Origin of the sequence: Janthinobacterium sp. YR213 (assembly GCF_900099875.1) — a bacterium.
In the GTDB taxonomy this organism is placed as follows: domain Bacteria; phylum Pseudomonadota; class Gammaproteobacteria; order Burkholderiales; family Burkholderiaceae_D; genus Janthinobacterium; species Janthinobacterium lividum.
Genome location: NZ_FNDA01000005.1, coordinates 193,137 through 219,390, shown reverse-complemented (window position 1 = coordinate 219,390; position 26,254 = coordinate 193,137). Strand labels below are relative to the sequence as shown.

29 protein-coding genes and 1 other RNA gene are annotated in these 26,254 nt (G+C 61.5%); 19 read left to right on the top strand and 11 right to left on the bottom strand.

All coding sequences use genetic code 11. The features are described from left to right. The 8 genes from BLT98_RS22010 (at position 1) to BLT98_RS21975 (ending at position 7,559) form a co-directional block, all read left to right on the top strand. Positions 1–1,029, top strand: coding sequence for an aldo/keto reductase (locus tag BLT98_RS22010; protein WP_170846464.1), 1,029 nt, complete (start codon positions 1–3; stop codon positions 1,027–1,029). Continuing rightward, positions 1,026–1,868 carry an amidohydrolase family protein gene (locus BLT98_RS22005; protein ID WP_211615066.1) on the top strand — a complete coding sequence of 281 codons (843 nt, stop codon included), beginning with the start codon at positions 1,026–1,028 and terminating at the stop codon, positions 1,866–1,868. The genes BLT98_RS22010 and BLT98_RS22005 overlap by 4 nt, the downstream gene beginning before the upstream one ends. Then, complete coding sequence (locus BLT98_RS22000) at positions 1,865–2,194, top strand: L-rhamnose mutarotase (RefSeq protein WP_092611492.1); 330 nt, start codon at positions 1,865–1,867, stop codon at positions 2,192–2,194. The genes BLT98_RS22005 and BLT98_RS22000 overlap by 4 nt, the downstream gene beginning before the upstream one ends. Before the next feature lie 96 nt (positions 2,195–2,290). Further along, complete coding sequence (locus BLT98_RS21995) at positions 2,291–3,046, top strand: SDR family oxidoreductase (protein WP_092611490.1); 756 nt, start codon at positions 2,291–2,293, stop codon at positions 3,044–3,046. Between the two features lie 21 nt (positions 3,047–3,067). After that, entirely contained in the window at positions 3,068–3,934 is an 867-nt protein-coding gene (locus BLT98_RS21990; protein ID WP_092611488.1) for a fumarylacetoacetate hydrolase family protein, read from the top strand. A gap of 81 nt (positions 3,935–4,015) precedes the next feature. Beyond that, positions 4,016–5,548, top strand: coding sequence for a sugar ABC transporter ATP-binding protein (locus tag BLT98_RS21985; RefSeq protein WP_244517636.1), 1,533 nt, complete (start codon positions 4,016–4,018; stop codon positions 5,546–5,548). Between the two features lie 19 nt (positions 5,549–5,567). Further along, positions 5,568–6,542 carry an ABC transporter permease gene (locus BLT98_RS21980; RefSeq protein ID WP_052140093.1) on the top strand — a complete coding sequence of 325 codons (975 nt, stop codon included), beginning with the start codon at positions 5,568–5,570 and terminating at the stop codon, positions 6,540–6,542. Positions 6,543–6,596: 54 nt separating this feature from the next. Then, entirely contained in the window at positions 6,597–7,559 is a 963-nt protein-coding gene (locus tag BLT98_RS21975) for an ABC transporter substrate-binding protein (protein ID WP_070257550.1), read from the top strand. A 28-nt stretch (positions 7,560–7,587) separates the two neighbouring features. On the opposite strand, the gene BLT98_RS21970 is transcribed toward BLT98_RS21975, so the two are convergent. Beyond that, the gene (locus BLT98_RS21970) at positions 7,588–8,499 is read right to left on the bottom strand and encodes a LysR family transcriptional regulator (RefSeq protein ID WP_092611484.1); all 912 of its coding nucleotides are present in this window, start codon (positions 8,497–8,499) and stop codon (positions 7,588–7,590) included. A 98-nt stretch (positions 8,500–8,597) separates the two neighbouring features. Here BLT98_RS21970 and BLT98_RS21965 point away from each other — a divergent pair, with 98 nt between their 5' ends. Then, a complete protein-coding gene (locus BLT98_RS21965; RefSeq protein ID WP_092611482.1) occupies positions 8,598–9,665 on the top strand; it encodes an SDR family oxidoreductase in 1,068 nt (355 codons plus the stop codon). On the opposite strand, the gene BLT98_RS21960 is transcribed toward BLT98_RS21965, so the two are convergent. From BLT98_RS21960 to BLT98_RS21950, 3 genes are all read right to left on the bottom strand, one after another. Next, entirely contained in the window at positions 9,652–10,653 is a 1,002-nt protein-coding gene (locus tag BLT98_RS21960) for an SMP-30/gluconolactonase/LRE family protein (RefSeq protein WP_244517634.1), read from the bottom strand. The two genes, BLT98_RS21965 and BLT98_RS21960, sit on opposite strands and share 14 nt — an antisense overlap. Positions 10,654–10,729: 76 nt before the next feature. Then, positions 10,730–10,972 carry an Imm32 family immunity protein gene (locus BLT98_RS21955; RefSeq protein ID WP_092611480.1) on the bottom strand — a complete coding sequence of 81 codons (243 nt, stop codon included), beginning with the start codon at positions 10,970–10,972 and terminating at the stop codon, positions 10,730–10,732. A 5-nt stretch (positions 10,973–10,977) separates the two neighbouring features. Further along, complete coding sequence (locus BLT98_RS21950; RefSeq protein WP_092611477.1) at positions 10,978–11,727, bottom strand: hypothetical protein; 750 nt, start codon at positions 11,725–11,727, stop codon at positions 10,978–10,980. A 272-nt stretch (positions 11,728–11,999) separates the two neighbouring features. Here BLT98_RS21950 and BLT98_RS21945 point away from each other — a divergent pair, with 272 nt between their 5' ends. Further along, complete coding sequence (locus BLT98_RS21945; RefSeq protein ID WP_070282617.1) at positions 12,000–12,242, top strand: hypothetical protein; 243 nt, start codon at positions 12,000–12,002, stop codon at positions 12,240–12,242. Between the two features lie 48 nt (positions 12,243–12,290). Here the strand turns inward: BLT98_RS21945 and BLT98_RS21940 are convergent, their stop codons facing one another. Further along, positions 12,291–13,445, bottom strand: a complete 1,155-nt coding sequence (locus tag BLT98_RS21940; protein ID WP_092611473.1) for a sensor histidine kinase — start codon at positions 13,443–13,445, stop codon at positions 12,291–12,293. A 174-nt stretch (positions 13,446–13,619) separates the two neighbouring features. Between BLT98_RS21940 and BLT98_RS21935 the strand changes: the two genes are divergently transcribed. Next, positions 13,620–14,459 (top strand): hypothetical protein, encoded by an 840-nt coding sequence (locus tag BLT98_RS21935; protein WP_139179351.1) that lies wholly within the window; start codon positions 13,620–13,622, stop codon positions 14,457–14,459. Between the two features lie 12 nt (positions 14,460–14,471). Then, positions 14,472–14,921 carry an HD domain-containing protein gene (locus BLT98_RS21930; protein ID WP_092611468.1) on the top strand — a complete coding sequence of 150 codons (450 nt, stop codon included), beginning with the start codon at positions 14,472–14,474 and terminating at the stop codon, positions 14,919–14,921. Between the two features lie 45 nt (positions 14,922–14,966). Here the strand turns inward: BLT98_RS21930 and BLT98_RS21925 are convergent, their stop codons facing one another. After that, positions 14,967–15,386: a hypothetical protein gene (locus tag BLT98_RS21925; protein ID WP_070282632.1), complete on the bottom strand. Its 420-nt coding sequence runs from the start codon at positions 15,384–15,386 to the stop codon at positions 14,967–14,969. A 44-nt stretch (positions 15,387–15,430) separates the two neighbouring features. On the opposite strand from BLT98_RS21925, the gene BLT98_RS21920 reads away from it, so the two are divergent. From BLT98_RS21920 to BLT98_RS21910, 4 genes are all read left to right on the top strand, one after another. Continuing rightward, positions 15,431–15,703: a hypothetical protein gene (locus BLT98_RS21920; RefSeq protein WP_139179350.1), complete on the top strand. Its 273-nt coding sequence runs from the start codon at positions 15,431–15,433 to the stop codon at positions 15,701–15,703. Positions 15,704–15,863: 160 nt separating this feature from the next. Then, entirely contained in the window at positions 15,864–16,298 is a 435-nt protein-coding gene (locus BLT98_RS21915) for a hypothetical protein (protein WP_170846463.1), read from the top strand. Between the two features lie 43 nt (positions 16,299–16,341). Then, the gene (locus BLT98_RS28915) at positions 16,342–16,752 is read left to right on the top strand and encodes a hypothetical protein (RefSeq protein ID WP_139179348.1); all 411 of its coding nucleotides are present in this window, start codon (positions 16,342–16,344) and stop codon (positions 16,750–16,752) included. 75 nt (positions 16,753–16,827) lie between these two features. Beyond that, entirely contained in the window at positions 16,828–17,340 is a 513-nt protein-coding gene (locus tag BLT98_RS21910; protein ID WP_092611459.1) for a hypothetical protein, read from the top strand. Between the two features lie 242 nt (positions 17,341–17,582). On the opposite strand, the gene BLT98_RS21905 is transcribed toward BLT98_RS21910, so the two are convergent. The 5 genes from BLT98_RS21905 to ompA all read right to left on the bottom strand — a co-directional run bounded on the left by BLT98_RS21905 (position 17,583) and on the right by ompA (position 21,118). Next, a complete protein-coding gene (locus BLT98_RS21905) occupies positions 17,583–17,885 on the bottom strand; it encodes an HNH endonuclease (RefSeq protein ID WP_070257596.1) in 303 nt (100 codons plus the stop codon). 483 nt (positions 17,886–18,368) lie between these two features. Beyond that, positions 18,369–18,729: a transfer-messenger RNA gene (ssrA, locus tag BLT98_RS21900) on the bottom strand. An 82-nt stretch (positions 18,730–18,811) separates the two neighbouring features. After that, positions 18,812–19,516: an HAD family hydrolase gene (locus BLT98_RS21895; RefSeq protein ID WP_070257568.1), complete on the bottom strand. Its 705-nt coding sequence runs from the start codon at positions 19,514–19,516 to the stop codon at positions 18,812–18,814. A gap of 68 nt (positions 19,517–19,584) precedes the next feature. Continuing rightward, positions 19,585–20,280, bottom strand: a complete 696-nt coding sequence (gene ubiG, locus BLT98_RS21890; RefSeq protein WP_092611456.1) for a bifunctional 2-polyprenyl-6-hydroxyphenol methylase/3-demethylubiquinol 3-O-methyltransferase UbiG — start codon at positions 20,278–20,280, stop codon at positions 19,585–19,587. 127 nt (positions 20,281–20,407) lie between these two features. Then, entirely contained in the window at positions 20,408–21,118 is a 711-nt protein-coding gene (gene ompA / locus BLT98_RS21885; RefSeq protein ID WP_034782001.1) for an outer membrane protein OmpA, read from the bottom strand. 655 nt (positions 21,119–21,773) lie between these two features. Here ompA and gyrA point away from each other — a divergent pair. The 3 genes from gyrA to serC all read left to right on the top strand — a co-directional run bounded on the left by gyrA (position 21,774) and on the right by serC (position 26,249). Next, the gene (gyrA, locus tag BLT98_RS21880; RefSeq protein ID WP_092611453.1) at positions 21,774–24,443 is read left to right on the top strand and encodes a DNA gyrase subunit A; all 2,670 of its coding nucleotides are present in this window, start codon (positions 21,774–21,776) and stop codon (positions 24,441–24,443) included. A gap of 105 nt (positions 24,444–24,548) precedes the next feature. Beyond that, positions 24,549–25,133 (top strand): DUF2059 domain-containing protein, encoded by a 585-nt coding sequence (locus BLT98_RS21875; protein WP_070257570.1) that lies wholly within the window; start codon positions 24,549–24,551, stop codon positions 25,131–25,133. A 24-nt stretch (positions 25,134–25,157) separates the two neighbouring features. Further along, on the top strand, positions 25,158–26,249 hold the full coding sequence (gene serC, locus BLT98_RS21870) for a 3-phosphoserine/phosphohydroxythreonine transaminase (protein ID WP_092611450.1): 1,092 nt from the start codon (positions 25,158–25,160) through the stop codon (positions 26,247–26,249). The last annotated feature ends 5 nt before the right edge of the window (positions 26,250–26,254 follow it).

Here is a 26,254-nt window from a genome sequence, read left to right as displayed (position 1 = left end):
ATGGATGTCATGGATACCACGCGACGCCGTACCTTGCCGCGCGGCGGCCTCTCGCTGCCCTGCATCGGCATGGGCTGCGCGCCGCTGGGCGGCCTGTACCAGCCGGTCAGCGACGCGCAGGCGCGCGCCACCCTCGATGGCGCCTGGGATGCCGGCGTGCGTTTCTTCGACACGGCGCCGTTCTACGGCTACACCCGGTCCGAACACCGTCTCGGCGCTGCGCTGCGCGGGCGGCCCCGCGATCATTTTGTTGTCAGCACCAAGGTGGGACGGTTGATGCGGCCCGACGCCTCCGTGCGCCCAGGCGATGACGGTTTTGCCGCGCCGCTGCCGTTCCGCCCCCATTACGACTACACGTATGACGGCGTGCTGCGTTCGCACGACGACAGCCTGCAGCGGCTGGGGCTCGATCGCATCGACATCCTGTTCGTGCACGATATCGGCAAGGCCACGCATGGCGAACGCGATCAGCACTACTGGCGCCAGCTAACGTCCGGCGGCGGCTTTCGCGCCCTCGATGAACTGCGCGCCAGCGGCCAAGTGAAAGCCGTGGGCCTCGGTGTCAACGAATGCGAGATCGTGCTGCGCGCGATGGTGGAATTCGACCTCGATTGCACCCTGCTGGCCGGCCGCTACACCTTGCTGGAACAGGCCTCGCTGTCGCCATTGCTGGACGCCTGCGTGGGGCGCGGCAACGCCATCGTGATCGGCGGCCCGTTCAACTCGGGCGTGCTGGCCGGGAACGGCAAATTCAATTACGCCGATGCGCCGGCCGCGATACTCAAGCGCGTGGCGCGCCTGGACGCCGTCTGCCGTGACTTTGGCGTGCCCTTGCAAGCTGCCGCGCTGCAGTTTCCGCTCGCCCATCCCGCCGTCGCTTCCTGCATCCCGGGCGGCCAGGACCTGGCGCAGCTGCGGCAAAATCTGGACTGGTTCGCCACGCCGCTGCCTGACGCCCTGTGGCTGGCGCTGCGGGACGCGGACTTGCTCGATGCGCGCGCGCCGCTGCCTGCGGGAGTGGCCGCATGATGCGCATCGACGCCCACCAGCACTTCTGGCAGCTGGCCGCGCGTGCCGGCAGCTGGCCGCCGCCATCCCTGGCCGCCATCCACCGCGATTTTGCGCCCGCCGACCTGGCGCCCCTGCTGGCTGCGCACGGCATCGCCGGCACAGTGCTGGTGCAGTCGCTGCCGTCCGAAGACGATACGCACGGGCTGCTGGCGCTCTCCGAAGAAAGCAGCTTTATCCGCGCCGTCGTGGGCTGGACGGAGCTGCGGGCGCCCGACGCGCCGGCCAATATCGCCCGCCTGGCGTCGCACGGCAAGCTCAAAGGCTTGCGTCCCATGCTGCAGGATCTCGATGACGATGCATGGATCGCCGATCCCGCGCTGGCGCCAGCTTTGAACGCCATGGTGGAACACGGTTTGCGGCTGGACGCGCTGGTGCTGCCGCGCCACCTGCCCGCGCTGCTGCAATGCGCGCGCGACTATCCGCGGCTTCCCATCGTGATCGACCATGCGGCCAAGCCGCCGATAGCCGATGCGGCCTTCGGCACCTGGCGCGAAGACCTGGCGCAGCTGGCCGCGCTGCCGAACGTGCATTGCAAGCTGTCCGGACTGGTGACGGAAGCGCGGCCCGGCTGGTGCGTGGACGATTTGCGTCCCTATGCAGCACATGTGCTGCAAGTATTCGGCCCTCGGCGCGTGATGTGGGGCAGCGACTGGCCCGTGGTGGACCTGGCCCGCGGCTATGCGGCGTGGCTGGCCGCCAGCGAAGCGCTGCTGGCGCATCTGGGGCAAGCGGACAGGAACGATATCTTCGGCCTCAACGCACTGCGCTTTTACGGTATCAACGAGGAAACGCCATGAAAAGAATGGGCATGGTCATCGGCATCGCGCCGGAGCGTATCGCCGAATACAAAACCCTGCACGCCGCCGTCTGGCCGCAGGTGCTGGCCAAACTGGCAGCCGCGCATGTCAGCAATTATTCGATCTTCCTGCGCCAGCCGGAAAACCTGCTGTTCGGTTACTGGGAATACCACGGCGAGGACTTCGAAGCCGACATGGCGGCCATCGCCGCCGACCCCGAAACGCGGCGCTGGTGGACCTTTTGCGCCCCGTGCCAGCAGCCGCTGGCCTCGCGCGCCGAGGGGGAGCACTGGGCGATGATGGAACAGGTTTTTCATATGGATTAGTCGTAGATCCCAAAGCGAAGACTGGGGTCAGACCCTGAGGGTCTGACCCCGGCAGTTCAGGTGTTGGGGTAATAAATATAAAACAAAGGAGACAACATGACCGCCAGACTACAAGGCAAAATCGCCCTGCTCACCGCCGCCGGCCAGGGCATCGGCCGCGCCACGGCCGAAGCGTTCGTGCGCGAAGGCGCCACCGTGATCGCCACCGATATCAACCAGTCCCAGCTCGACGCGCTGAAGGAGGCGACTGGTTGCGCCATCCGCCGGCTCGACGTGACCGATGGCGCGGCGATCGCCGCGCTGGCCGACGAGATCGGCTCCGTCGATATCCTGTTCAACTGCGCCGGCTTCGTCGACGGCGGCACCATCCTCGACTGCGACGATGCGGCCTGGGACCGTTCCTTCGACATCAACGCGCGCTCCATGTACCGGCTGATGCGCGCCGTGCTGCCCGGCATGCTGGCCAGGGGCGCCGGCTCCATCGTCAATATGTCGTCCGTGGCGTCCAGCGTGAAGGGCGCGCCGAACCGCTTTATCTACGGTACCTCGAAGGCGGCCGTGGTGGGCATGACGAAATCGGTGGCGGCGGACTTTGTCACGCGCGGCATCCGCTGCAATGCGATCTGCCCCGGCACCATCGAGTCGCCTTCGCTGAAGGAACGCATTGCCGCGCAGGCGGCAGCGACGGGCGTGAGCGTCGATGAAGTGCAAGCCGCTTTCGTGGCACGCCAGCCGATGGGAAGAGTGGGCAGGGCAGAGGAAATCGCCGCCCTGGCCGTCTATCTGGCTTCCGACGAATCCGCCTTTACCACCGGCATGGTCCATGTGATCGACGGTGGCTGGTCAAATTAATCACTACAACGAGAGAACCCCATGAAACTGATGCGTTATGGCGCCAAGGGCGCTGAAAAACCTGCCTTGATCGATGCTGACGGCGCCGTGCGCGACCTCTCCGGCGTGCTGTCCGACATTACCGGCGCGACCCTGGGCAAGGATGGCCTGGCGACCCTGGCCGCCATCGATATCGCCAGCCTGCCGGTGGTGGACCATCCCGGCCGCATCGCGCCGCCGTGGAAAGGCGTGGGCAAGTTTTTGTGCGTGGGTCTGAACTATGCCGACCATGCCGCCGAATCGGGCATGGCCGTGCCGGCCGAACCGGTGCTGTTCATGAAAGCCACCAGCGCCATCATCGGTGCCAACGATGCCGTGGTGATGCCGCAGGACTCGAAGAAAAGCGACTGGGAAGTGGAACTGGGCGTGGTGATCGGCACCACCGCCCGCTATGTGAGCGAAGCGGATGCGCTGTCGCACGTGGCCGGCTACTGCGTCGTCAATGACTTGTCCGAACGCGAGTATCAACTGGAGCGCGGCGGCCAGTGGGACAAGGGCAAGGGCTGCGATACCTTCGGCCCGATCGGCCCCTGGCTGGTGACCGCCGACGAAGTGGCGGACCCGCAAAACCTGGGCCTGTGGCTGGAAGTCAACGGCAAGCGTGTGCAGGACGGCAATACCAGGACGATGGTCTTCGGCGTGGCCAATCTGGTCAGCTATATCAGCCGCTTCATGACCCTGTACCCGGGTGACATCATCAGCACCGGCACGCCACCGGGCGTGGGCATGGGCCAGAAACCCGCGGCCGTGTACCTGAAGCCGGGCGACACCATGCGCCTGGGGATCAACGGCCTTGGTGAGCAGAACCAGACCGTGCATGCCTGGAATCCGCAGCTGATCGACAGTTAATGAAGTAGCAGACCGGCGCGCCGCCAAGATGCTCAGACATCGGCGCGCCGGCCTATGGCAGTGGAGTGGAGGAGACACACCATGAATGAATCCGAAGAGATACTGGCGCTGAACAAGGTCAGCAAGCGCTTTCCCGGCGTGCTGGCGCTCGACAATGTCAGTTTCAGCCTGCGCAAGGGCGAGGCGCATGCGCTGTGCGGCGAAAACGGCGCCGGCAAGTCCACCCTGATGAAGGTGATGAGCGGCGTGTACCAGGCCGACGAGGGGGAACTGGTCTACAAGGGCAAGGTATGCAGTTTTGCCTGCAGCGTGGATGCAGAGGCGGCAGGCATCGCCATCATCCACCAGGAATTGAATTTGATCCCGCACCTGAGCGTGGCGGAGAATATTTTCCTCGCGCGCGAACCGGTGCGCGGCATCTTCATCGACCGCAAAAAAATGCGTGCCGACGCGCAGGCGCTGCTGGACCGTTTGAAACTGCGCATCGACCCGCGCCAGCTGGTCAAGAACCTGTCGTGCGCACAGCAGCAGATGGTGGAAATCGCCAAGGCCCTGTCGCTCAATACGGAAGTGCTGATCATGGACGAGCCCACGTCATCGCTGACGGAAAGCGAGACGGGCCAGCTGTTCGACATCATCAATGAACTCAAGCGCAACGGCGTGAGCGTGGTCTACATCTCGCACCGCCTGGAAGAGATGCAGCACATCATCGACAGGGTGACGGTGCTGCGCGACGGGAAATTCGTCTGCACCGACGATTTTGCCGCCACCACCCTGGATGCCATCGTGGCCAAGATGGTGGGCCGCACCCTCGATGAAAAATTTCCCGACCGCGTCTCGACGCCGACCGCTGACGTGCTGCTGCGCGTGACCGATTTGCACCGCAAGGATGTCTTCGGCCCGCTGAGCTTTGATTTGCGGCGCGGAGAGATCCTCGGCTTTTCCGGCCTGATGGGCGCGGGGCGCACGGAAGTGGCGCGCGCCATCTTCGGCGCCGATCCCCTCACCGGCGGCGCGATCCACCTGGGCGACATGGCGGTGACGATCGCCAGCCCCATCGACGCCATCGGCCACGGCATCGCCTACCTGTCGGAAGACCGCAAGAGCCACGGCCTGGCGATCCGCATGTCGGTGGCGGCCAACCTGACACTGACGAATGTCTCGGGGCTGGCGAACCGTTTCGGCTTCATCGATTTCGCCAGGGAAGAGGCGGTGGCGCAGCAGTACATCGCGGCGCTGGGCATCAAGACGCCGACCTCGAAACAGGTCGCGCGCAACCTCTCGGGCGGCAACCAGCAAAAGATCGTCATCAGCAAATGGCTGTACCGCGAATCGAAAATCATCTTCTTCGACGAACCCACGCGCGGCATCGACGTGGGCGCCAAGTTCGCCATCTACCAGCTGCTCGACAAGCTCGCGTCGGAAGGCATCGGCGTGGTGCTGATCACGTCCGAGCTGCCCGAGATCATGGGCATGACGGACCGGGTGGCCGTGTTCCATGAAGGGCGCATCAGCGGCATCGTCAATACGCGCGAGTCGTCGCAGGAAGAGATCATGCAACTGGCGTCGGGGCGCGTAGCCAGTCCCGCACCTGGCCAGGCGGCAGCCCATTAAAAACAGAAAGCTTAAAAAAATGAATAAAGAACTGATACAAAAATTTGCCGCGCTGGGCAGCCTGTCGCTGTTGCTGCTGGTGTTTTCCCTGACCAGCAACGCCTTTTTCTCCGTCAGCAACGGCATGAGCGTGGCCTTGCAGGTGACGTCGATCGCCTACCTGGGCATTGCCGCCACCTGCGTCATCATCACGGGCGGCATCGACCTGAGTTCCGGCTCCGTGTTGGCGCTGGCCGGCGTGGCCGCCGCGTTGCTCGTCAAGAGCGGCGTGCCCGTGCCGCTCGCCATGCTGGGCGGCGTCGTGGTGGGCGCCATGTGCGGCGCCGTCAACGGCTTTTGCATCACCCAATTGAAACTGCCTCCCTTTATCGCCACCCTGGGCATGATGCTGATCGCACGCGGCCTGGCGCTGCAGGTGACGGGCGCGCGCGCCATTTCCGGCCTCGGCGACTCGTTCGGCGAACTGGGCAACGGCGTGCTGTGGCGCATCGAGCGCGACACGGGCGGCACTTTTCCCGAAGTCGTCTTCCCTGGCATTCCGTATCCGGTGGTGCTGATGGTGGTGATCGCCGTGGCCGTGTCCATCATGCTCAGCCGCACCACTTTTGGCCGGCATATCTATGCCGTCGGTTCGAATGCGGAAGCGGCGCGCCTGTCGGGCGTGAAGGTGGGGCGCGTGACCCTGCTGGTGTACACCTTGTCCGGGGCCTTGTCGGGCCTGACGGGCTGCGTGCTGATGTCGCGCCTGGTGACTGCGCAGCCGAACGAGGGTGTGATGTACGAACTCGATGCGATCGCCAGCGCCGTGATCGGCGGCGCCTCGCTGATCGGCGGCATCGGCACCATTTCCGGCACCGTCATCGGCTCCTTCGTCATCGGCATCCTGCGCAACGGCTTGAACATGAACGGGGTATCGAGCTTTATCCAGCAAATCATTATCGGACTGGTCATCTTGCTGACCGTCTGGATCGATCAGAAGCGCAACCGCGCCTGAGGCAGTGCAGCAACGCAGTCTTACCTATAAATCTATAATTAAATGAGGACGACAATGAAAACCATCCAAGCCTTCAACACCATCCTGTTCGGTCTGTCGACCGCAGTATTTGCCCTGAGCTCCAGCGCCGCCTTCGCCGCCCCGGGCGAAATCGCCGTGATCGTCAAGACGACCAATTCCAACTACTGGCAAAACGTCAAGAAGGGCGCCACGGCCAGCGCCGCCGATGCCAAGGGCTACAGCCTGACCTTCCAGGGGCCGGCCTCGGAATCGGCCATCGCCGACCAGGTCAGCATGGTGGAAAATGCCGTCACGCGCAAAGTGGCCGGCATCGTGCTGGCCGCGTCCGACCCGGACGCGCTGGTGCCTGCCCTGAAGAAGGCGTGGGAAGCGAAGATTCCCGTGGTGCTGATCGATTCGCTGGTGGCCGACAGCGGCAAGCGCTATTACCAGTCCTTCCTCTCGACCGACAATGAGGCGGCCGGCGAGCAAAGCGCCAAGGCCCTCATTTCGCAGGTCGGCAAGACGGGCAAGATCGCCGTGATGTCGTATGTGGCGGGCGCCGGTTCCGAAACGGGCAGGGTGGGCGGCTTCAAGCGCTATATCGAAAAGAACTCGCAGCTGCAGATCGTCGGCACGTATTACTCGCAGTCGCAGATGGCCACGGCGCTGAACCAGACGACCGACGTGCTGGCCTCGAATCCGGACTTGAAGGGCATCTTCGGCGCCAATGAGCCGACGGCCGTGGGCATGGGCCGCGCCATCGCGCAGGCGGGCAAGGCTGGCAAGGTGATCGCCGTGGGCTTCGACGGCAATGAAGACCTGAAAAACTTCGTCAAGGACGGCACCCTGTATGCGACGGCCGTGCAAGGCTCGTACTCGATGGGCGCGCTGGGCGTGAAAACCCTCGTCAGCCTGATCGAAGGCAAGAAGGTCGCGCCGTTCGTCAATACGGGCGTGGTGATCGTCACCAAGGCCAATGTCGAACTGCCGGAAGCGAAGAACGTGCTGTACTGATTTTTTACGTCTTCAGGTCCTCATATCCTCAGATCGTCAGGCGCTGGCGCAACTCCTGCAGCAGGGTGCCCGTCTTCGGCGTCAACTGGCGCGCCAGCGGCCATGCCAGATACAACGGCAGGCCTGGCGTGGCCAGCTGCGGCAGCACGGTGACGATGGCGCCTGACGCCAGGTGTTCTTCCACCAGCCACGTGGCCAGCTGCGCCACGCCCAAGCCCGCCAGCACGGCGGCGGTGCGCGCCTCGGCGTCGCCCACCGTCATGCGCGGCGCGGCCACGCGGTATTCCAGCTGGCCGCCCTTGTCCTCATCCGGGAACAGCCACGGCATGGGCGAACCGTCGCCACGGCCATAGGCGATGCAGTCGTGCCGCTCCAGTTCTCCGATGGCGGCGGGCGTGCCGCGCCGCGCCAGGTAGGCGGGCGCCGCGCACAGGATCAGGCGTTCCGCCCCCAGCTGCATCTGGCCCAGCGCGGCGGGCCAGTGCGATGGCGCGCCGATGCGCACGGCGATATCGATGCGCTCCTCGAACAGGTCGACGAAGCGGTCGCTGAAGGCGATCGATGGCTGCAGCCCGGGATATTGCGCGCACAGGGCCAGCAGCGCCGGCATGACGCGCAGGCGGCCGTACGAGGCGGGCACGCCGATGCGCACCTTGCCCGCCAGTTCCGTCGCGTGTTCGGCCAGGACGTCTTCCGCATCGGCCAGTTCCTGCAGCACGCGCTTGCAGGTGGCGTAGTAGGCGCGGCCCGCCTCGCTCAATTTCAGGCGGCGCGTGCTGCGCTCGAACAGGATCACGCCCAGCCGCTCCTCCAGCCGCGCCACGCTCTTGCTGACGGCTGAACTGCTCAGGTGCAGGTGCTCGGCCGCCCTCGTAAAGCTGCCAGCATCCGCCGTGGCGAGAAAGGGCGTGATGCCCTTCAAATGTTCCGATGAAAACATGATTGAGGAATTTTATTCACGAATAGGGTGAAATACTATCGCGGATAAGAATTTCTGTCCGATATATCATGGTTTTTTACACAGGCAGGGGAGTACGCATGAACAAGCACGCATTGATTATCGGCGCCAGCGGCGTTATCGGCAGCAGCCTGGCCACGCACTTGCTGGCGCAGGGCTGGCAGGTGACGGGCGTCTCGCGCGGCCGCACGCCAGTCCCCGCAGGCTGCGCATGCTTGCCGCTCGATGCCACGGATGGCGCGGCCGTCACCGCCGCCCTAGCGGGCTTTGACGCCAGCCACGTCTTTTTCACGGCCTGGGCACGCCAGGCAAACGAGCAGGAAAACATTCGCGTCAATGGCGCCATGGTGGCCAATGTGCTGGCTGCCCTGGGCCCCACTGGCCACTTGCGCCATGCGGCGCTGGTGACGGGTCTCAAGCATTACCTGGGACCGTTCGATGCCTATGGCAAGGGCAGCGTTCCTGTCACGCCGTTCCGTGAAGAGCAGGGCCGCCAGGACGTTGACAATTTTTACTATGAGCAGGAAGACCGGCTGTTCGACGCGGCCGCGCAGTACGGTTTTACGTGGAGCGTGCACCGCCCGCACACCATCATCGGCTACGCGCTGGGCAATGCCATGAACATGGGCCTCACCCTGGCCGTGTATGCCAGCCTGTGCAAGGCCGGCGGCCAGCCTTTCGTCTTTCCCGGTTCAAGCGCCCAATGGCACGGCTTGTCCGACATGACGGACGCGGGCCAGATCGCGCGCCACCTGGCGTGGGCGGCCGACAGTCCCGCCGCGCGCAACGAAGACTTCAATATCGTCAATGGCGACGTGTTCCGCTGGAAGTGGCTGTGGCCGCGCCTGGCCGCCTACTTTGGCGTCGAGGCGGAGGACTTGCCCGGGACGATGGCGCCGCTGGCCGAGCGCATGCAGGACGCGCCCGCGCAGTGGCGCGCCATCGCGCAGCAGCACGGCCTGGTGGAAGCCGATATCAGCCGCCTCGCTTCCTGGTGGCATACGGATGCGGACCTGGGGCGGCCGATGGAAGTGATGACGGACATGGGCAAGAGCCGCAAGGCGGGTTTTCTCGATTACCAGGATACGCAGGATGCCTTCATCGCCCTGTTCGAGCGCCTGAAGGCGGAGCGCGTCATTCCGCGCTGACCTGCTCCGCTGCGGCCGGTGGCGCGGCTGCCGCTGCCGCATTGGCCGCATTTGCCTTATGCTGCTGTGCCCGCTGCCACTCAAGCCCCGGGCGGTCGACGCGAAATTGCAGCAGCCGTCCCTGCACCACTTCCGTCACGTACGCCGTGCGGCCATCGGGGCCGCCGAAGGTGATGTTGCTGGGTTTGGCGCCGGGCACGCTGATTTCGCGCAGGATGCGCCCCTGTGGCGACAGTTTCACCACGCTGCCCTTGCCATAGCGCGTCACGTACAGGTTGCCATCGACATCCACGCGCATGCCATCCATGCCGAAATCGTCGAACTTGATCAGCAGGCGCTTGCCGCTCAGGCTGCCATCTGCTGCGATGTCATACATCCAGATATTGCGCTGCACGCTTTCATTCACATACAAAATCTTGCCGTCGGGGCTGACCTCGATGCCGTTGGCCGTACCCATGGTGTCGAGCGCCAGGGTCACCGTGCCATCGGCCGCGATGCGCCACACGCGGCCCGTGTTTTCCTTCCAGTTCGGGTCGCTCGCATACAGCACATCATCGGCCGTGATGGCGATGTCGTTAGGCTGCGTCATGCGCGGTTCGCGCGCGTGGATGGTCAGCGCGCGCGTGGCCGGGTCGACCAGGTAGATCGTGTGTTCCATGTAGTCGGCCAAATACATCTGCCCGCGGCTGCCGAAGCGGATGCCGTTGGCGATGCTGGTGCCGGGCAGGGTCAGGTACACCTCGCCCATGCCGCCGGGACCGACCTTGCCGATGGTTTGCTGGCGCGCAAAGTTGACGGCATAGATATTGCCATCCGCATCCACGGCCGGGCCTTCGATGCCCTTGGTGAAGGAATGCGGGGCCGTCAAGGTGGTGGCGAGGAACAGCGTTTCGTGCGCGGGGGGACTGGCACAGGCGGACAGGTTGGCCAGCGCGGCGGCCAGCACGGCCGTGCGCAGCGACGGCAGGGCGTATCGGGAATGGAGCATCGAGTGTTCTCTGTATGGCAAAGGTGGCGTATGTTACCCGACGCGCGCCAGCCGGGGCGCCATTCTAAGCCTCACCTCAGGCCGCTACCACGACGAGGTCGGGGAAGTCGTCCTGCCAGCCGTCCCATTCGTCTTGCAGATGGGCGTGCATGCCGGCCCGGTCTTGCGCCTGATCAAAGGTGTCCGCGCTGGCCAGCAGGAAGTGGGCGATGGCGCGCAGGGTGGCCGGGTCGGCCTGGATGGTGACGTCGGAACAGCGTTTGGGGCGTTCTGCGGCCTCGTCTTGCAGATAGCAGTGCAGCGATAAATGTGTGGTCATGGGTATCAATTGTTGATGTAGGCGCCCAGCATGGCGTGTGCGTTCAGTGCGGCGCGGGCGGCGTCCAGTTCCTCGGGTGGCAGGTACCAGATAGTCAAGCCGGCATGCTCTTCGCAGCGGCCATACGCCTGCATCGCGTCGCGCAGCGCTTGCCGGCGCTCGGGCGGCAGCGTATCCAGTCTGGCTTGCGTGAAACCATTGATGGGATATACATCGCGCAGGTGCGAATCTTGCAACCCGCGCCGCTTGATGGCGGCCCAGTTATTTGCGGGGCAAGGAGTGCCAAAGGTCATCGGATGGGCCTCATCGATCTGCCGGTAGCCGAGTGCGTAGCCGGTGCCATAGCCCTGCGTTTCAGCGTAGCAGTACACATATTCGCAATGCTCAAACAGGCCGGGTATGGCCCGCGCGGCGTCGAAGAACGGCGCCAGCGCAAGCTTGCTGGCGCGTATGGACAGAATCAGCGACGCGTCCGATGAATACATGGCCTGCGCGTCGCAGTTGACGGCCTCGTAGGCTTCGTCGGGTGGCACGATACGCGGCGAAAGCAGTTCGATGCTGTTGGTCTCTGGCGCGAACAGCATCTTCTCGTAATTTCTCTGTGAGAACTTGACGATCTTGCCGCGCTTGTTGCCGTAGCGCTCGACGGGTTCGCCGATGTGTGCGAACCAGGCGAACAGCTTGGCGCTGGCCGCGGCGGCAATGAAGGGGGTATTTTTCTTGAATTCGCCTACCAGGAAGTGATATTGGTCCATGTGTCGCCAGAGTGAATGGGCAACGCGCATGATGCCATGTGCGGGAGCGTGCGGCTAGCGCGCACGCGAGGAATGGCGCAAGTCTGGATGCAAGGTGGCGATGCCGCAGAGGCGGGATAGAAAAAGATGCGCGACAGGACGGCGCAATGGCCGGGTTGAGGCGTATGATGGAAATACGGATGTGGTTGCCGCAATGCAGTGCGACCGGCATGGGCCGCACGTCTTGCAGGTTTTTTTCGTGGTTTTGGCAGCAATGACAACGAGGAGACATCATGGACAAACCCGAATTCATCCTGGCCGCCAAGGCCATGGAAACGCTTGAGATGTATCAAACCTTTTACGGCCACTCCAGCGAATACCAGGCGCACCAGCAGGAAGTATTGAAACTGCTGCGCCACAAGGGCGCCTCCCTGCTGGTGTCGGAGCATGGTCCGGCCAAGTTCTTGCTGGCCTTTGCCGATGCGCTGGAGGCGGCGGGCTTGCCGGGCGAGTATGTGCCGCTCAGCCGCAGGTAAGGCGGGTTTGTCCCGGTAGGGGAGGTCGTCTTCTGCGGGGGGGCACGGCTAGCCGCCGTTCGCTCCCTCGTTCAGCGACACCCTGGGCAGGCGCACGGTAAACACCGTGCCGCATTCCAGGCTGGACTCGGCGCCGATGGTGCCGCCGTGCGCGCTGGCGATTTCACGCGCGATAAACAGACCCAGCCCGATGCTGGTGGCATTCGGCGCTTTGTGTTCGTCGGAAATGGCCAGTTGCACCAGGGGATCGAAAATGCTCTTCAGCGAGGCTTCCGGGATCTGGCGGCCGAAATTCTTGACTTGCACCACGGCTGTATCGGCATCGCCGCAGGCTGTGATGGTCACGGGCTGGGCGTCGGTCCGATATTGCGCAGCATTGTTGAGCAAATTGGAAAACAGCTGGGCCAGGCGGGGCGCATCGAAGTCGCCGATCATTTCGCCCGTGGTACTCAGTTCAAACTTGCATTCCGGGTGAGCCGCCGAGGCATCCTCGACGGCCGTCTTGCAGATTTCCCCCAGGTCGCCCAAGGTGGGTGAAACGGGCATGTGGCCCCCCAGCTGCGTCCTGGCGAATTCCAGCAGGTCGTTCACCATGGTTGTCATGGTCGCTGCGCTGCGGGCAACCCGTGCACCGATCTGCACCGTGGAAGACGAGGTCGCGCTCGGCCGGCTTAGCAGCGCACCTGCCATCGTCATGGTGCTTAGCGGACTGCGCAGATCGTGGCTGAGGATGGCGAGAAAGGTATTGCGGGTGCGGTCGCTCTGCTGCGAATAGCGTATGGCCGATTCCTGCAGCGCCTGGTCTATCGCTTCATTGAAGCGCAAGATGTCGTCCGTTGCCGTTTTCGATGTCACCGACACCTGTGCCATCCACAGCCGCAGAACGCTGGCCCGCATCGCGCGAAATTCCGCCGTCAGCTGCGGCAGCGTGAAGCCGATCTGCTGGCGCAGCGAGCCATGCGTGGCGGCGGCCGTTTCCTTGCCCGTGATTTCCGACACGCCCGTGGTCGATTTCTTCTTTCGCTGCGCCGCGTTCTCGATCACGTCCATGTCGTGCACGATGGTTTGCAGCATCTGCTTGGCATGATCGCGTAATTCTGCTTTCGAGATGGCGGCGCCAGGAATGGGAAGCGACCTGGCGAAGAGTTCCCACTCTTCCAGGATCGGCTCCAGATGGCCGGTAATAAAGCGTGATAGTTTCACGGTGGACCAATGCGTTGATGGAAGAGGAGCCAGTGTACGCCGTTGCGGCGGGGTATGGGGGATCGCGCATGCTTGTCCTTTGCTCCCGGCGGCGCGGGTGCCGGCTTTGTCCATGTACAATCGGCAACATCCGGATCGACGTATCCGCCCCTTCATTGCGGAGTACGCCTGAGCGTGACACAAACATTGCAAACCTGGCTGCTGGCCTGGCGGGAAGCCTTCACCTGCATCGGCTTGGGATTGCGCGATGCGCGTCATGCGGGGCTGTGGTGGCGCTCCGCGCTGTGGTGCATGGCCGTCGTGGCCCTGTGGCTGGGACTGTATGGCTATTTCGGCCGCTTCTTTGTCGAGCCGAGCGCCATGCTGGCGCTGGTATCCGTTACCGGCTTGCTGGGCCTGGGCGTGATGGATGGCATCGGGACACTGGCCAATGGGCCTGCCACGCTCTCGCAGATGGGTAATATCGCCGGCGGCATGGGCAGTGCCGCCAAGGCCATGCTGTCGATCGGCCAGATCGCCCTGGCCTTGCTGGCGCTGGCTGCCTTGTTCTATGTCGTGGTTTTTATCGTCGGCGCCATCGGTACGGCGCACTTGCCGCTGCGCTGGCTGTTGCTGGAGCGCGCCAAGGTTGTGGCGGCGCGCCGCTATGCAGCGTGGCAAGCACCGGCCGGCCTGGAGCTGTCCGCCGCGCGTCCCGCCTGGCGGCGTCGCCTGTTGCTGCTGCTTTCCCTGCTGATCCCCGTGTGGGCCATGTGCGTGCTGATCTCGTACTTGCTGGCCTGGAATGTCCACATGATCTACGGCGCGGCAGCTGAAGAGGTGCTCGGAGCGGAACAGCAAGCGGCGTTGCGCCGCGAACAGCGCCCGGCGATTTTTGCCCTGGGACTGTTGCTGTGCTTGCTGATGCTCGTACCGGTCCTCAATTTATTCTTGCCAGCCGTGCTGTGCACCAGCGTTTGCCATTTGCAGCGCCGCGGCTGGCGCGCAACGGGGTCACCGATCAAAGTGGAATGAAAAGGAGTGCACATGAGTGAAAACGCAAGACGCGCCACCCTGGAGCGCGCGATTGAAATCGCCGCCACCACCCATGCCGGCCAGACGGACAAGGGCGGCGCGCCGTACATCCTCCACCCCTTGCGCGTCATGCTGCGCGTCGCCCCCGGCGCCCAGCAGATTGTTGCTGTGCTGCATGATGTGGTGGAAGACAGCGACGGAAAAGTCACCTTCGGCGACCTGGCGCGCGAAGGATTTTCCCGGGAAGTCATCGACGGCGTGCGCGCCGTGACCAAGATCGAAGGCGAGTCCTACGATGCGTTCATCGCCCGCGCGGCATTGAACCCCGTTGGCAAGGCCGTCAAGCTGGCTGATCTGGCAGAGAATAGCGACTTGTCGAGGATAGAGAATCCGACGCAGAAGGATTTGGAGCGGGTGGCAAAGTATCGGAGGGCTATTCAGCAGCTCATATCGCAGCAATGATTCTTTCATGCCGAGAGCGTATCCGAGTGGCTCTGGCCCCCGGGATCACGGGGTACGGGCAAGAGCCTTGCGGATGGCTTGCTCGACGGGGCGGTCTATCAGCGCCAGGACGATGACCACGACAGCGGTAACAATCAGTCCCTCCAGTAAAGCTGGATCAGGAAAAAGTTGCTGATTGGCGATAGGGGCGGGCACTGTTGCACGCTTCCAGAGAAGCAGCACCAGGGCGGCGCCAGCGGCGAGCAGCATCGCCGGTCGACGATGGTGCAAGCGGGCGATTTGCCCCATCAGCAGCAGCGCGATACCCCACGCAAAAGGATAGAAGCCGTGATCGAACAAGATCATGCGCTCATCATAGTATGCGCCGGTGTACCAGGCAAAACGGGAGAAGCCGAAAAGACCATAAGCGACGAGGGCCACAGCCAGCACGAGGAAACTGGAGGAAAGCAGGCGAGCAATTTTCATGGTTGGGATTTCTTTGCCAATGCTTCGAGATCGCGTTCGGCCAGATGGCGCTTCTGCTTGGTGACTTGGATAATCTTGCCTTTGCTGAAGATAACTCGCTGGCCATGCCTGTAATCCTGCTCGCTATTTTTTTCGCCGCCGCCATTGATGTTCGGGTTGGCCTGGTCGGCGTGACCGATAACAACGGACGCAGACTTGAGTCTAGATTTTCAGTGTTAGTAAATATAGCATATTCACTAATTGAATTAGCGTTAAGCTGGTGCCCGGGTAAGGCTGGTTTTAATTCTGGGGGGAGCCGCCGCGCTGCAGCGCATTAGGCGTCTTGAAAGTTTTGCTGGCAAAGTGCAGACAATTAACCGGCCAAGAGCGGATGTGGAATAAGCTTGCGCTGCTTCTTGCATTCCGTTACGGGCAAGAATACAAGTTGTTTAATTCAGGGCGTGCAGTCGCCCATTTCTAAATATGGAATCAATCACAGTGATGGCAAAAAAGTGGAAGAACCAAGAGGTGCGAAGCTACAATGGCCTCGTGTGCACCAACGGTGATATCTACGAAGTACACGAAACCTGGATGGCCAAAGTACATGAAGAACAGGAGCTTGGCAGTTGGCTCAATGTCGCGATTCTGGCGCAAGAAGAGCTGTATGGTGGACAGTACATAGTCAAGTGCGGAGAGGCTATGGAACACGGCTCAATCGGCGTAGTCGTTTTGGAATCGCTGCAAAATCATGAACCTGTTTGGACGTTTGTTTCGGATCAATCCAATCCATTTGATCAAATAACAATCAAGGCTGGCTGGGTTGTGGTGCTGTCAACGTCAGGTACCGTATTTCGGTTTGGTACTCCAATAAGGGAGGCAAGGCTTCTGCTTGCGAGTACTTCGACCCATGGCGCTAAGGACGGGAATTTGTAAAGTGAACGCTGCGCCTCCGCTCTCTGGCCGCACGGGTTCCGTAGTGCAGAATCAAGCCGGCGATGTAGTGGCAAGCGATAATTGGCTGCTGGATTTAAGCCCTCGATCTTTTAATCTCTGGGCCCGCTGGCTCAACTACAAGTCAGGTTGCGACATGGAGCATTCGGTTTCACGCTTGATAATTGCGGCTGGTGTGGCGTGTTTAGTCATGGGCATGGCCGCTATTCAACAAATGCGGCTGAATCGTCCCACCGGTAAAGTAAAATATTTTCTGCTTAAATTAGCGGTGTTAGTCTGGCTGGTGAGTGGACTATTTGTCGGAACGCTCTACAGTCACGGAGTCGATGTGGCGTGGTACATTTTTGGTGTCGCCGTTAGCCTGGCCGGATGTGTCGTTGCAGGCATTGTGGTGTTTGCCTGGCCTTTTTTCCCAGGGCGCAAGCCGGACAGTTAATATACTTTGTGAAGTTGCATCACTTACGAATTTAGTTGCAGACCGACATCTTTACGATATATGTAATCCGATTCTATGAACCAAATTCTTGGCTTTGCCTCACTAATTGGCTTTGCAACCGCACTAATTGTGCACATTGCGGCATTGATGGGAGTCAATGTATCTGATAATTTTCCTGCGATCTGGTGGCTGCACGGCGGCATTTTCCTTGTGTTCATTCCGTTTGTCTTCTCCAGTCGAAAGTCACTCGGCCCCAAACCAACGTTCGCTGAACTACGCGCAGCTTTTCCGAAGTGGGTGGTCAGACTGGGACTCTGTATAGCTGCTTACGCATTGGTGAATTTTGCACTCTTCATGATGAACGCGGCGGGCGGCAATCCTTCGATCGTTGACGGGAAATTTGTGCTATTGAACCGTGGAAATTTCATTCGCGAACTGACCGCCGTGGAGTATTCCACTTTCAAGGTAAATCAAGTGCGTGGTTTCTCCGGACACTGGCTAGTGTTCTACTTTGTGCCATTTGCGTATTTCATGTTCCATAAGAGATCTCAGCCGTTCAATTCGACGCCTTCAGCGCGGCTGCATTGATGCATGGGGTTTTTCTGTCCAAGTGGCCGTATCAAGTAATACTGAGGGCGGTAACGACGCTGAAACTGCCGCAGTCCAGGCGGCATCAATCGTCATGCCCCAAAAACACAATGAGACTGGGCTGCCGAGGTCGCTGTTGTGAAACCCGGCCTGCTCGGACGCTCCATGTCCGCTGCAGGGGGGGAAGCGGACGGAGCCGATTAGCGCTGCGAATCGCCATCAGTAGCCTAAGGCCGCGATTCTCAGCGCGGGAATTTATACCGTACCAGGAGCGTAGGTCCTTTGCCGCCGGGTGGCGTCAGCAGTATCTCGTCACCCGGTTGCATCTCTTCATACATTACCGTGCAGCAGGTCGGCATCGAGTGGCCGCGCGCCGGATAAACGCCAACGTCGGTGTGCAGGTTCGCAGCGCGTACGTCCACGCTGGACTTGCCGGCCTTTCCTTCTTCTTGCAGCAGCTTGCGCAGTGCGGTGACGAAGTCCCCTTTGCTGAGCCTGGCAGGTGCTTGGGTTGCTTGCGGGCGAGCGTTTGTGTCGTTTTTCATGGCAGTTTTCTTCAGTGAGTACATTCCCGCCACTATATCATTGGCCCCTGATGTTGCAGGACAGACAGCCGCCAGATTTAATCAGTAAAGACCGAACACAATTTCCGCTGTTGATCCGGCCGCCTGATTTGCAGCCGGCATCCAACGCCCATATATTCTGGCAATCATTCTGGCAATCATCGTCCAGCATGCCTCATCTGTTTTGCTTCCCACATAGAGGGGCAGGTCCGTCATTGGCACATGGCCTGAGCAGCTGATGTTGTTGCTAGGAGACCGCCTGCGGCGCAAGAGCTAGTCAGAGGAATCGGAGAGGGTTGCGCTTGCAAGCGCAACCCGGTTTTGCGGCACCGAGCTGCGCTCGCCGACGTCCCGCAAAACCCCCGCGCCCGTACCGGACGCGGATTTGACGCCGGCGTTCTGCATGCATGGAATAAATAAAAAGGGCCTCCCCGCAAAAACGGGGAAGCCCTTTTATTTATTCAGTGGTGGAGACGGCGGGAATCGAACCCGCGTCCGCAAGCACTCTACAGACAGTTCTACATACTTAGCACTATCATTTAATTTAACTCAGCCAGCACGGATGTGCACGTTATGGGCAAGCGAGTTACCTATTATTTAGTCGGACGCTAAGTAACCCAGCATACGACGAGTCCCTGTAAATGACTCTAGAGCTTTTGACGGCCCACCCCAGGGACGAGGTGTTCTAGAGCTAACAGCGATTAAGCTGCCAGTGCGTACGAGTTATCGTTTGCAGTTAAGTTTTTTCAGGTTGTATTTACGAGGTAGCCCGCCCTCGGTATGCCCTGCGCTGCTTTGCAACCCACGTCGAAACCAGGTCGTCCCCACAGAACCTTCATTGTAGCGCAATCTGCCCACTCTTGCATGATGCATTCGCTTGCAGGCGTGCCAGATCAAGCGCAGGCCATTTATGCCGCCAGCTGCCGCGCCTGCGCCGCCTTCACCACGGCGCTGACCAGCTCGAGCAGCGCTTGCGGCGTGTCCAGCAAATGGTCGGCGTTCCAGTGCTGCGGCTCGACGGGGCCGCAGTAGCCCCAGGCGCAGGCGACCGTGCGCATGCCGGCGGCGCGGCCGGCCTGGATGTCGCGCAGGTCGTCGCCCACGTACCAGCAGTCTTCCGGCGCCAGCTCCAGGCGGCGCGCCGCTTCCAGCAGGGGGGCGGGGTGGGGTTTCGGGTGCGCCATGGTGTCGCCCGAGATCACGCAGCCGGCGGCGCCCAGGCCGATCTGGCCGACCAGCGGGTCGGTGAAGCGGGCGGCCTTGTTGGTGACCACGCCCCAGGCCAGGCCCAGGGCTTGCAGGCCTTCCAGCAGCGCGGGGATGCCGTCGAATAAGCGGCTTTCCACGGCCAGGGCCGCTTCGTAATTGTTCAGGAAGCCGTCTTTCAGGGCTTCGTAGCCGCTTTCGCCCGGTTGGACGCCATACGACGCGCCTATCATGCCGCGCGCGCCGGCCGAGGCCGTGGGGCGCAGGATGTCATACGGGGTCGGCGCCAGGCCGGCGCGCGCGCGCAGCAGGTTGATGGCCGCTGCCAGGTCGGGCGCGGTGTCGGCCAGGGTGCCGTCGAGGTCGAACAGGATGGCGCGCGGGGCTGGCAGATGGTCAGTGATCATGGCGGACAAAGTGTGTCAAGTAGGAATGAAAAATGGCGGCCGCAGCCGCCTTGTATTGTGCGTGATGGTTACAGCGGCCGGGTGCAGGCCACCAGATAATTGACGCTGGTATCGCTATTAAGTGAGTAAATCTTGGTCAGCGGATTGTAGCCCATGCCGCGCATGCTGTTGACGTCCAGGCCGGCGCTGCGCACGTATTGCGACAGTTCGGACGGGGTGATGAATTTGTCATAGTCATGCGTGCCTTTCGGCAGCAGGCGCAGCAGGTATTCGGCGCCCAGGATGGCGAACAGGTACGCTTTCGGGTTGCGGTTCAGGGTCGACAGGAACACGTGGCCGCCCGGTTTCACCAGCGCGGCGCAGGCCTTGACGATGGCGGCGGGGTCCGGCACGTGCTCGAGCATTTCCATGCAGGTCACGACGTCGTACTGGCCCGGCTCTTCCTCGGCCATGGCTTCGGCGGCGATTAGCTTGTAGCGTACCTTGGCGCCCGATTCCAGGCTGTGCAGGTCGGCAACTTTCAATGCCTTGTCGGACAGGTCGATGCCCGTCACGTCGGCGCCCTTGCGGGCCATCGATTCGGCCAGGATGCCGCCGCCGCAGCCGATGTCGATCACGCGCTTGCCGGCCAGCGGCACTTTCGCGTTGATCCATTCCAGGCGCAGGGGGTTAATTTCGTGCAGGGGACGAAACTCGGAAGTGGGGTCCCACCAGCGGTGGGCCAGCTCACTGAATTTTTGGATTTCAAGAGGGTCGGCGTTCATAGGTCGAATAATAGCGGCAATTTTACAATTGGGCAGCCACGGACGAAAAAAAACCCCGCCGTAGCGGGGTTTTTCATGCTGTTCTTGACTTGCGCGATGACTTGCGGCAAGTCCAGGGAATCAGCTATTACTTGTTGCGGGTACCAACAACTTCGATTTCCACGCGACGGTTTTTCGCACGGCCTTCGGCAGTTTTGTTATCAGCAACAGGTTGTTTCTCGCCTTTGCCTTCGGTGTACACGCGGTTGCTTTCAACGCCTTTGGTGACCAGGTAGGCTTTGACAGCATCAGCACGACGTACCGACAGTTTTTGGTTGTAAGCATCGGTGCCGACGGAGTCGGTGTGACCCACAGCGATGATGACTTCCAGGTTGATGCCGCCCAGTTGTGCGGACAGCTCGTCCAGCTTGGCTTTACCTTCTGGCTTCAGCGTAGCTTTGTCGAAATCGAAGAATGCATCAGCAGCGAAGCTGACTTTTTCCGAGGTAGGAGCAACGACGACTGGTACTGGTACGACAACGACTGGTGCCGGTGCTGGTACGACTGGTGCTGGAGGAGCCACGCATTTGCCGTCTTGCAGGGTTTCTGGCTCTACGCACAGTGGCACGTCGCAACCTGGCACTGCGTCAGCAGGTGTCCAGTAGCCGGTACGCCAGCACAGGCCGAATGGGTCACGCACGATTACGCCGCGGGCATCTTGCACGTAAGCGCTTTTTGGGCTTGGTGCTTTGATGTCAGTGGTAACTGGCGCGAATGGTGGGGAGGTTGGGGTTTGGGCCGAAGCCGAGCCAGCAATCACTGCGGATGCAGCGAAAAACAGCGTTACAAATTTATTCATTCTTTTTTCCTTTCGGGGGGTGATATCCGCAGAACAACACTGCGCTACTGGTGCTACGTGCCAAGATTTTATCATGTAGACCATATGCGCTCGTTTCAGATTGCGAAACTAGCAATTAACTTCCCAGTCATTTTGCCACACGCATCAGGGGCACACGACCGTGGTTAAATCAAAGCTTGCCCGATTTTAGACCGTGCGTTGTTTTTGCGCAACGAAAATGCCCATTTGTAACGCGCCTGTAACAATTGATCGCTTTTTTTGCCTCTTTTAAGGGCAGGTATCTTGAACTGATATTGCCATTGTGCATTATCGACAGGTCAACGTGCACGTCCCCGGTGCAAACTGCCAATCTTGTTGGTATGGCCAATTTGTACAGGTAGCTGGGCGCGCATGCTAAAATCGTGCGCTTGACTGTTAAGAGTGTCGAGCAAATGCCCACGGCGGCACTGCATGGCCAGGACGTACCCTTGCGGTACCCGTACTGGCCGTGCCGCCAGCCCGCCGATTTGTCTGGCACTCTGCGACATGGAAGCCGGGCCGCGCCAGCAGCGCGCGGCGCGGCGTCCACGACGACAGCCACCCAGGATATGCAGTATTGCGTCATACATTGCGTAACAGATAAGTTAACCACAGCCTGAGATCAGTCGAACCGCCAATGGATCAATTCGCAAAAGAAACAATTCCTATTTCCCTCGAAGAAGAGATGCGCAAGAGCTACCTCGATTACGCCATGAGCGTGATCGTCGGTCGCGCCTTGCCCGATGCGCGCGATGGCTTGAAGCCAGTGCACCGCCGCGTCTTGTTCGCGATGCATGAAATGAATAACGTGTGGAACCGCCCTTACGTCAAGTGCGCCCGCGTGGTCGGCGAAACCATGGGTAAATACCATCCCCACGGCGATGCCTCGATCTACGACACGCTGGTGCGCATGGCGCAAGATTTTTCGCTGCGCTACATGCTCGTCGATGGCCAGGGCAACTTCGGTTCCGTCGACGGCGACGGCGCCGCGGCGATGCGTTACACCGAGTGCCGCCTGGACAAGATCGCCGGCGAACTGCTGGCCGATATCGACAAGGATACCGTCGACTTCCAGCCTAACTACGATGGCAAGGAAAAGGAACCGACGGTCTTGCCGACGCGTATCCCGAACCTGCTGATCAATGGCTCGTCCGGTATCGCCGTCGGCATGGCGACGAACATTCCGCCACACAACATCACCGAAGTCATCGACGGCGCGCTGCACGTGCTGCGCAACCCCGATTGCACGATCGATGAATTGATCGAGCTGATCCCGGCGCCGGACTTCCCGACGGCCGGCATCATCTATGGCGTGTCCGGCGTGCGCGACGGCTACCGCACGGGCCGCGGCCGCGTGGTCATGCGCGCCAAGACCCACTTCGAAGAATACGGCAAGGACGGCGGCCGCATCGCCATCATCGTCGACGAACTGCCATTCCAGGTCAACAAGAAGTCCTTGCTGGAACGCATCGCTGAAAACGTGCGCGACAAGAAGCTCGACGGCATTTCCGACATCCGCGACGAATCCGACAAGTCGGGCATGCGCGTGGTGATCGAGCTGAAACGGGGCGAAGTGCCGGAAGTGGTGCTGAACAATCTGTACAAGCAGACCCAGTTGCAAGATACCTTCGGCATGAACATGGTGGCCCTGGTCGATGGACAGCCGAAGCTGCTGAACCTCAAGCAGATGCTGCAGTGCTTCCTGTCGCACCGCCGCGAAGTGGTGACGCGCCGTACCGTGTTTGAACTGCGCAAGGCGCGCGAACGCGGCCACGTGCTCGAAGGCCTGGCTGTCGCGCTGGCCAACATCGATGACTTCATCGCCATCATCAAGGCTGCGCCGACGCCGCCGATCGCCAAGGTCGAGCTGATGGCCAAGGCCTGGGATTCGTCCGTCGTGCGCGAAATGCTGGCCCGCACGGGCGACGGCACGACGCCAGGCGGCATCGATGCCTACCGTCCGGAAAACCTGCCGAAACACTATGGCATGCAAACGGATGGCCTGTACAAGCTGTCGGACGACCAGGCGCAGGAAATTCTGCAAATGCGCCTGCAGCGCCTGACCGGCCTGGAGCAGGACAAGATCGTCAACGAGTACAAGGACGTGATGGAGCATATCGCCGACTTGCTCGACATCCTGGCCAAGCCTGAACGCGTGACCGTCATCATCACCGATGAAATGACGGCGGCGAAGAATGAATACGGCATTGGCAACAAGGACGCGCGCCGCTCGCAGATCGAGTTGAACGCGACCGACCTGGAAACGGAAGACCTGATCACGCCGCAGGACATGGTCGTGACCCTGTCGCACACCGGCTACATGAAGGCCCAGCCGATCACCGAATACCGCGCGCAGAAGCGCGGTGGCCGCGGCAAACAGGCCATGGCGACGAAAGAGGAAGACTGGATCGACCAGCTGTTCATCGCCAACACGCACGACTACATCCTGTGCTTCTCGGATCGTGGCCGCATGTACTGGCTGAAGGTGTGGGAAGTGCCGCAAGGCTCGCGCAATTCGCGCGGCAAGCCGATCGTCAACATGTTCCCGCTGCAGGACAACGAAAAGATCACCGTGATCCTGCCGCTGTCGGGCGAGAACCGCACGTTCCCGGAAGACCATTACGTGTTCATGTCGACCAGCCTCGGTACCGTCAAGAAAACGCCGCTGAAGGACTTCAGCAATCCACGCAAGGCCGGCATCATCGCGGTCGACCTGGACGACGGCGACTTCCTGATCGGCGCGGCGCTGACCGACGGCCAGCACGACGTGATGCTGTTCTCCGATTCGGGCAAGGCAGTGCGCTTCGATGAAAACGATGTGCGTCCGATGGGCCGTACGGCGCGCGGCGTGCGCGGCATGAACCTGGAAGAAGGCCAGCACGTGATCGCCCTGCTGGTGGCCGAGAACGAGCAGCAATCGGTGCTGACGGCAACGGAAAACGGCTACGGCAAGCGTACGCCGATCACCGAGTACACGCGCCATGGCCGTGGCACGAAAGGCATGATCGCCATCCAGACCAGCGAGCGCAACGGTAAAGTGGTTGCCGCGACCCTGGTCGATACCAGCGATGAAATCATGCTGATCACCACCGGTGGCGTATTGATCCGCACCCGCGTGTCGGAAATCCGCGAGATGGGCCGCGCGACGCAGGGCGTGACCCTGATCGCCGTGGAAGATGGCACCAAGCTGTCCGGCCTGCAGCGCGTGGTGGAAACGGATATCGACGAAGTCGAACTGACGACGGAGGCGGGCACGGAGGCCGCGCCGGCGGCGGCCGATCCGGTCGATCCGGCCCAGCCGGAGTAAGATGATTGGGGCTCTTTCGGGAGCCCCAATTGCTATTGGCGCGCCAGTTGCGACGCCAGCCTGCGTGTCCCATTTGTTCCCCGCTTTTATAAAGTCCCGCATGCCATGAGAAAAATCGTTGCCACCTTCTTTGCCGCGTTTTCGCTGGCCTTCCTTGCGACCCTGCCGGCCCTGGCCCAGAGCACGCAAGCCACGCCTTCGCGCCAGGCGGCGCCCAGCCCCGCCATGAAAGTGGCCGTGCGGCGCATGCTCGACGCGATGCAGTTCCCGCAATTGACGCGCAATATCTTCGACCAGATGCTGCAATCGGTGCCCGCCATGATCCGCCAGTCGGCGCAGCAGCAAATCAACGGCAACCCGAAGCTGGACGAGCAGCGCAAGGCGCGCGCGCTGGCCAGCGCCGAAGAGGAAATTCCCCTGGCCATCGCCACCCTGACGCAGGTGCTGGCCGACCCGACCCTGATCGATGAACTGGGCGATGAAATGGTGCCCCTGTACGCGCGCTTTTACACGGTGCCGGAAGTCGAGCAGCTGACGGCCTTCTACAAGACGCCGCTGGGCCGCAAGATGCTGGCCACCATGCCGCAACTGTCCGCCGAATCGATGGCCATCAGCCAGCGCGTGCTGATCCCCCGCGTGAATGCCGTGCTTGACCAGGTCATGCGGGCGGCCACGCAGTCGCCCCAATAATTTCATTTTACTAAGGACCGTATCGTGACCCATATCTACAACTTCTCCGCCGGCCCCGCCGTCCTGCCCAAGGAAGTGCTGGCGCAAGCGGCCGCCGAGATGCAGGACTGGCATGGCAGTGGCATGTCGGTGATGGAAATGAGCCACCGTGGTCCCGAATTCATTTCCATCTACCAGCAGGCCGTGGCCGACCTGCGCGAGCTGCTGGCCGTGCCCGCGAACTACAAAATCCTGTTCCTGCAGGGCGGTGGATTGGGCGAGAACGCCATCATCCCGATGAACCTGGCGGGCCTGGCCGCGCAGCAGCCGGCCACCGTGGACTTCGTGCACACGGGTTCATGGTCGGGCAAGTCGATCCAGGAAGCGGCCAAGTATGCGAACGTCAACGTGGCCGCGTCGTCCAAGGCTGCCCGTTTCACGGGCGTGCCGCCAGTCTCCGAATGGAAGCTGACGCCAGGCGCCGCCTACCTGCACATCTGCACCAATGAAACCATCGACGGTGTGGAATTCCAGCAGGCGCCAGACGTGCCGGCAGGGACCACCATCGTGGCAGACATGTCCTCGCACATTCTGTCGCGCGTGATCGACGTGTCGCAATACGGCGTCATCTTCGGCGGCGCGCAGAAAAATATCGGCCCGGCCGGCCTGACCCTGGTCATCGTGCGCGAAGACTTGCTGGGCAAGGCCTTGCCGATCTGCCCGTCGGCCTTCGACTGGACCATCGTTGCCGAACATGAGTCGATGTACAACACGCCGCCCACCTACGGCATCTATATCGCCGGCCTGGTTTTCCAGTGGCTCAAACGCCAGGGTGGCGTTGCAGCCATGGAACAGCGTAATATTGAGAAAGCGGCGCTGCTGTACGCGGCGCTCGATGCGGACGACTTCTACCAGAACCGGGTCGACCCCGCATACCGCTCGCGCATGACCATCCCGTTCTATCTGCGCGACGAAAGTCTGAACGATGCATTCCTGGCTGGCGCCAAGCAGCGCGGCCTGCTGCAACTGAAGGGCCACAAGTCCGTCGGCGGCATGCGTGCATCGATCTATAACGCGATGCCGATCGAGGGCGTGCAAGCCCTGGTCAACTATTTGAACGAGTTTGCCGGACGCTGAGTCGC

Excerpts from the sequence above, each read along its gene's own strand:
- BLT98_RS21980 (WP_052140093.1), top strand. The coding sequence starts at position 5,568 with ATGAATAAAGAACTGATACAAAAATTTGCCGCGCTGGGCAGCCTGTCG.
- BLT98_RS21910 (WP_092611459.1), top strand. The coding sequence starts at position 16,828 with ATGAACCAAATTCTTGGCTTTGCCTCACTAATTGGCTTTGCAACCGCA.
- BLT98_RS22005 (WP_211615066.1), top strand. The coding sequence starts at position 1,026 with ATGATGCGCATCGACGCCCACCAGCACTTCTGGCAGCTGGCCGCGCGT.
- BLT98_RS21925 (WP_070282632.1), bottom strand. The coding sequence starts at position 15,386 with ATGAAAATTGCTCGCCTGCTTTCCTCCAGTTTCCTCGTGCTGGCTGTG.
- BLT98_RS21920 (WP_139179350.1), top strand. The coding sequence starts at position 15,431 with ATGGCGCTTCTGCTTGGTGACTTGGATAATCTTGCCTTTGCTGAAGAT.
- BLT98_RS21930 (WP_092611468.1), top strand. The coding sequence starts at position 14,472 with ATGAGTGAAAACGCAAGACGCGCCACCCTGGAGCGCGCGATTGAAATC.
- BLT98_RS21975 (WP_070257550.1), top strand. The coding sequence starts at position 6,597 with ATGAAAACCATCCAAGCCTTCAACACCATCCTGTTCGGTCTGTCGACC.
- BLT98_RS22010 (WP_170846464.1), top strand. The coding sequence starts at position 1 with ATGGATGTCATGGATACCACGCGACGCCGTACCTTGCCGCGCGGCGGC.
- ompA (WP_034782001.1), bottom strand. The coding sequence starts at position 21,118 with ATGAATAAATTTGTAACGCTGTTTTTCGCTGCATCCGCAGTGATTGCT.
- BLT98_RS21970 (WP_092611484.1), bottom strand. The coding sequence starts at position 8,499 with ATGTTTTCATCGGAACATTTGAAGGGCATCACGCCCTTTCTCGCCACG.
- gyrA (WP_092611453.1), top strand. The coding sequence starts at position 21,774 with ATGGATCAATTCGCAAAAGAAACAATTCCTATTTCCCTCGAAGAAGAG.
- BLT98_RS21955 (WP_092611480.1), bottom strand. The coding sequence starts at position 10,972 with ATGACCACACATTTATCGCTGCACTGCTATCTGCAAGACGAGGCCGCA.
- BLT98_RS21990 (WP_092611488.1), top strand. The coding sequence starts at position 3,068 with ATGAAACTGATGCGTTATGGCGCCAAGGGCGCTGAAAAACCTGCCTTG.
- BLT98_RS21985 (WP_244517636.1), top strand. The coding sequence starts at position 4,016 with ATGAATGAATCCGAAGAGATACTGGCGCTGAACAAGGTCAGCAAGCGC.
- BLT98_RS21995 (WP_092611490.1), top strand. The coding sequence starts at position 2,291 with ATGACCGCCAGACTACAAGGCAAAATCGCCCTGCTCACCGCCGCCGGC.
- BLT98_RS21965 (WP_092611482.1), top strand. The coding sequence starts at position 8,598 with ATGAACAAGCACGCATTGATTATCGGCGCCAGCGGCGTTATCGGCAGC.
- BLT98_RS21905 (WP_070257596.1), bottom strand. The coding sequence starts at position 17,885 with ATGAAAAACGACACAAACGCTCGCCCGCAAGCAACCCAAGCACCTGCC.
- BLT98_RS21875 (WP_070257570.1), top strand. The coding sequence starts at position 24,549 with ATGAGAAAAATCGTTGCCACCTTCTTTGCCGCGTTTTCGCTGGCCTTC.
- ubiG (WP_092611456.1), bottom strand. The coding sequence starts at position 20,280 with ATGAACGCCGACCCTCTTGAAATCCAAAAATTCAGTGAGCTGGCCCAC.
- BLT98_RS21960 (WP_244517634.1), bottom strand. The coding sequence starts at position 10,653 with ATGCTCCATTCCCGATACGCCCTGCCGTCGCTGCGCACGGCCGTGCTG.
- BLT98_RS21950 (WP_092611477.1), bottom strand. The coding sequence starts at position 11,727 with ATGGACCAATATCACTTCCTGGTAGGCGAATTCAAGAAAAATACCCCC.
- BLT98_RS21945 (WP_070282617.1), top strand. The coding sequence starts at position 12,000 with ATGGACAAACCCGAATTCATCCTGGCCGCCAAGGCCATGGAAACGCTT.
- BLT98_RS21895 (WP_070257568.1), bottom strand. The coding sequence starts at position 19,516 with ATGATCACTGACCATCTGCCAGCCCCGCGCGCCATCCTGTTCGACCTC.
- BLT98_RS22000 (WP_092611492.1), top strand. The coding sequence starts at position 1,865 with ATGAAAAGAATGGGCATGGTCATCGGCATCGCGCCGGAGCGTATCGCC.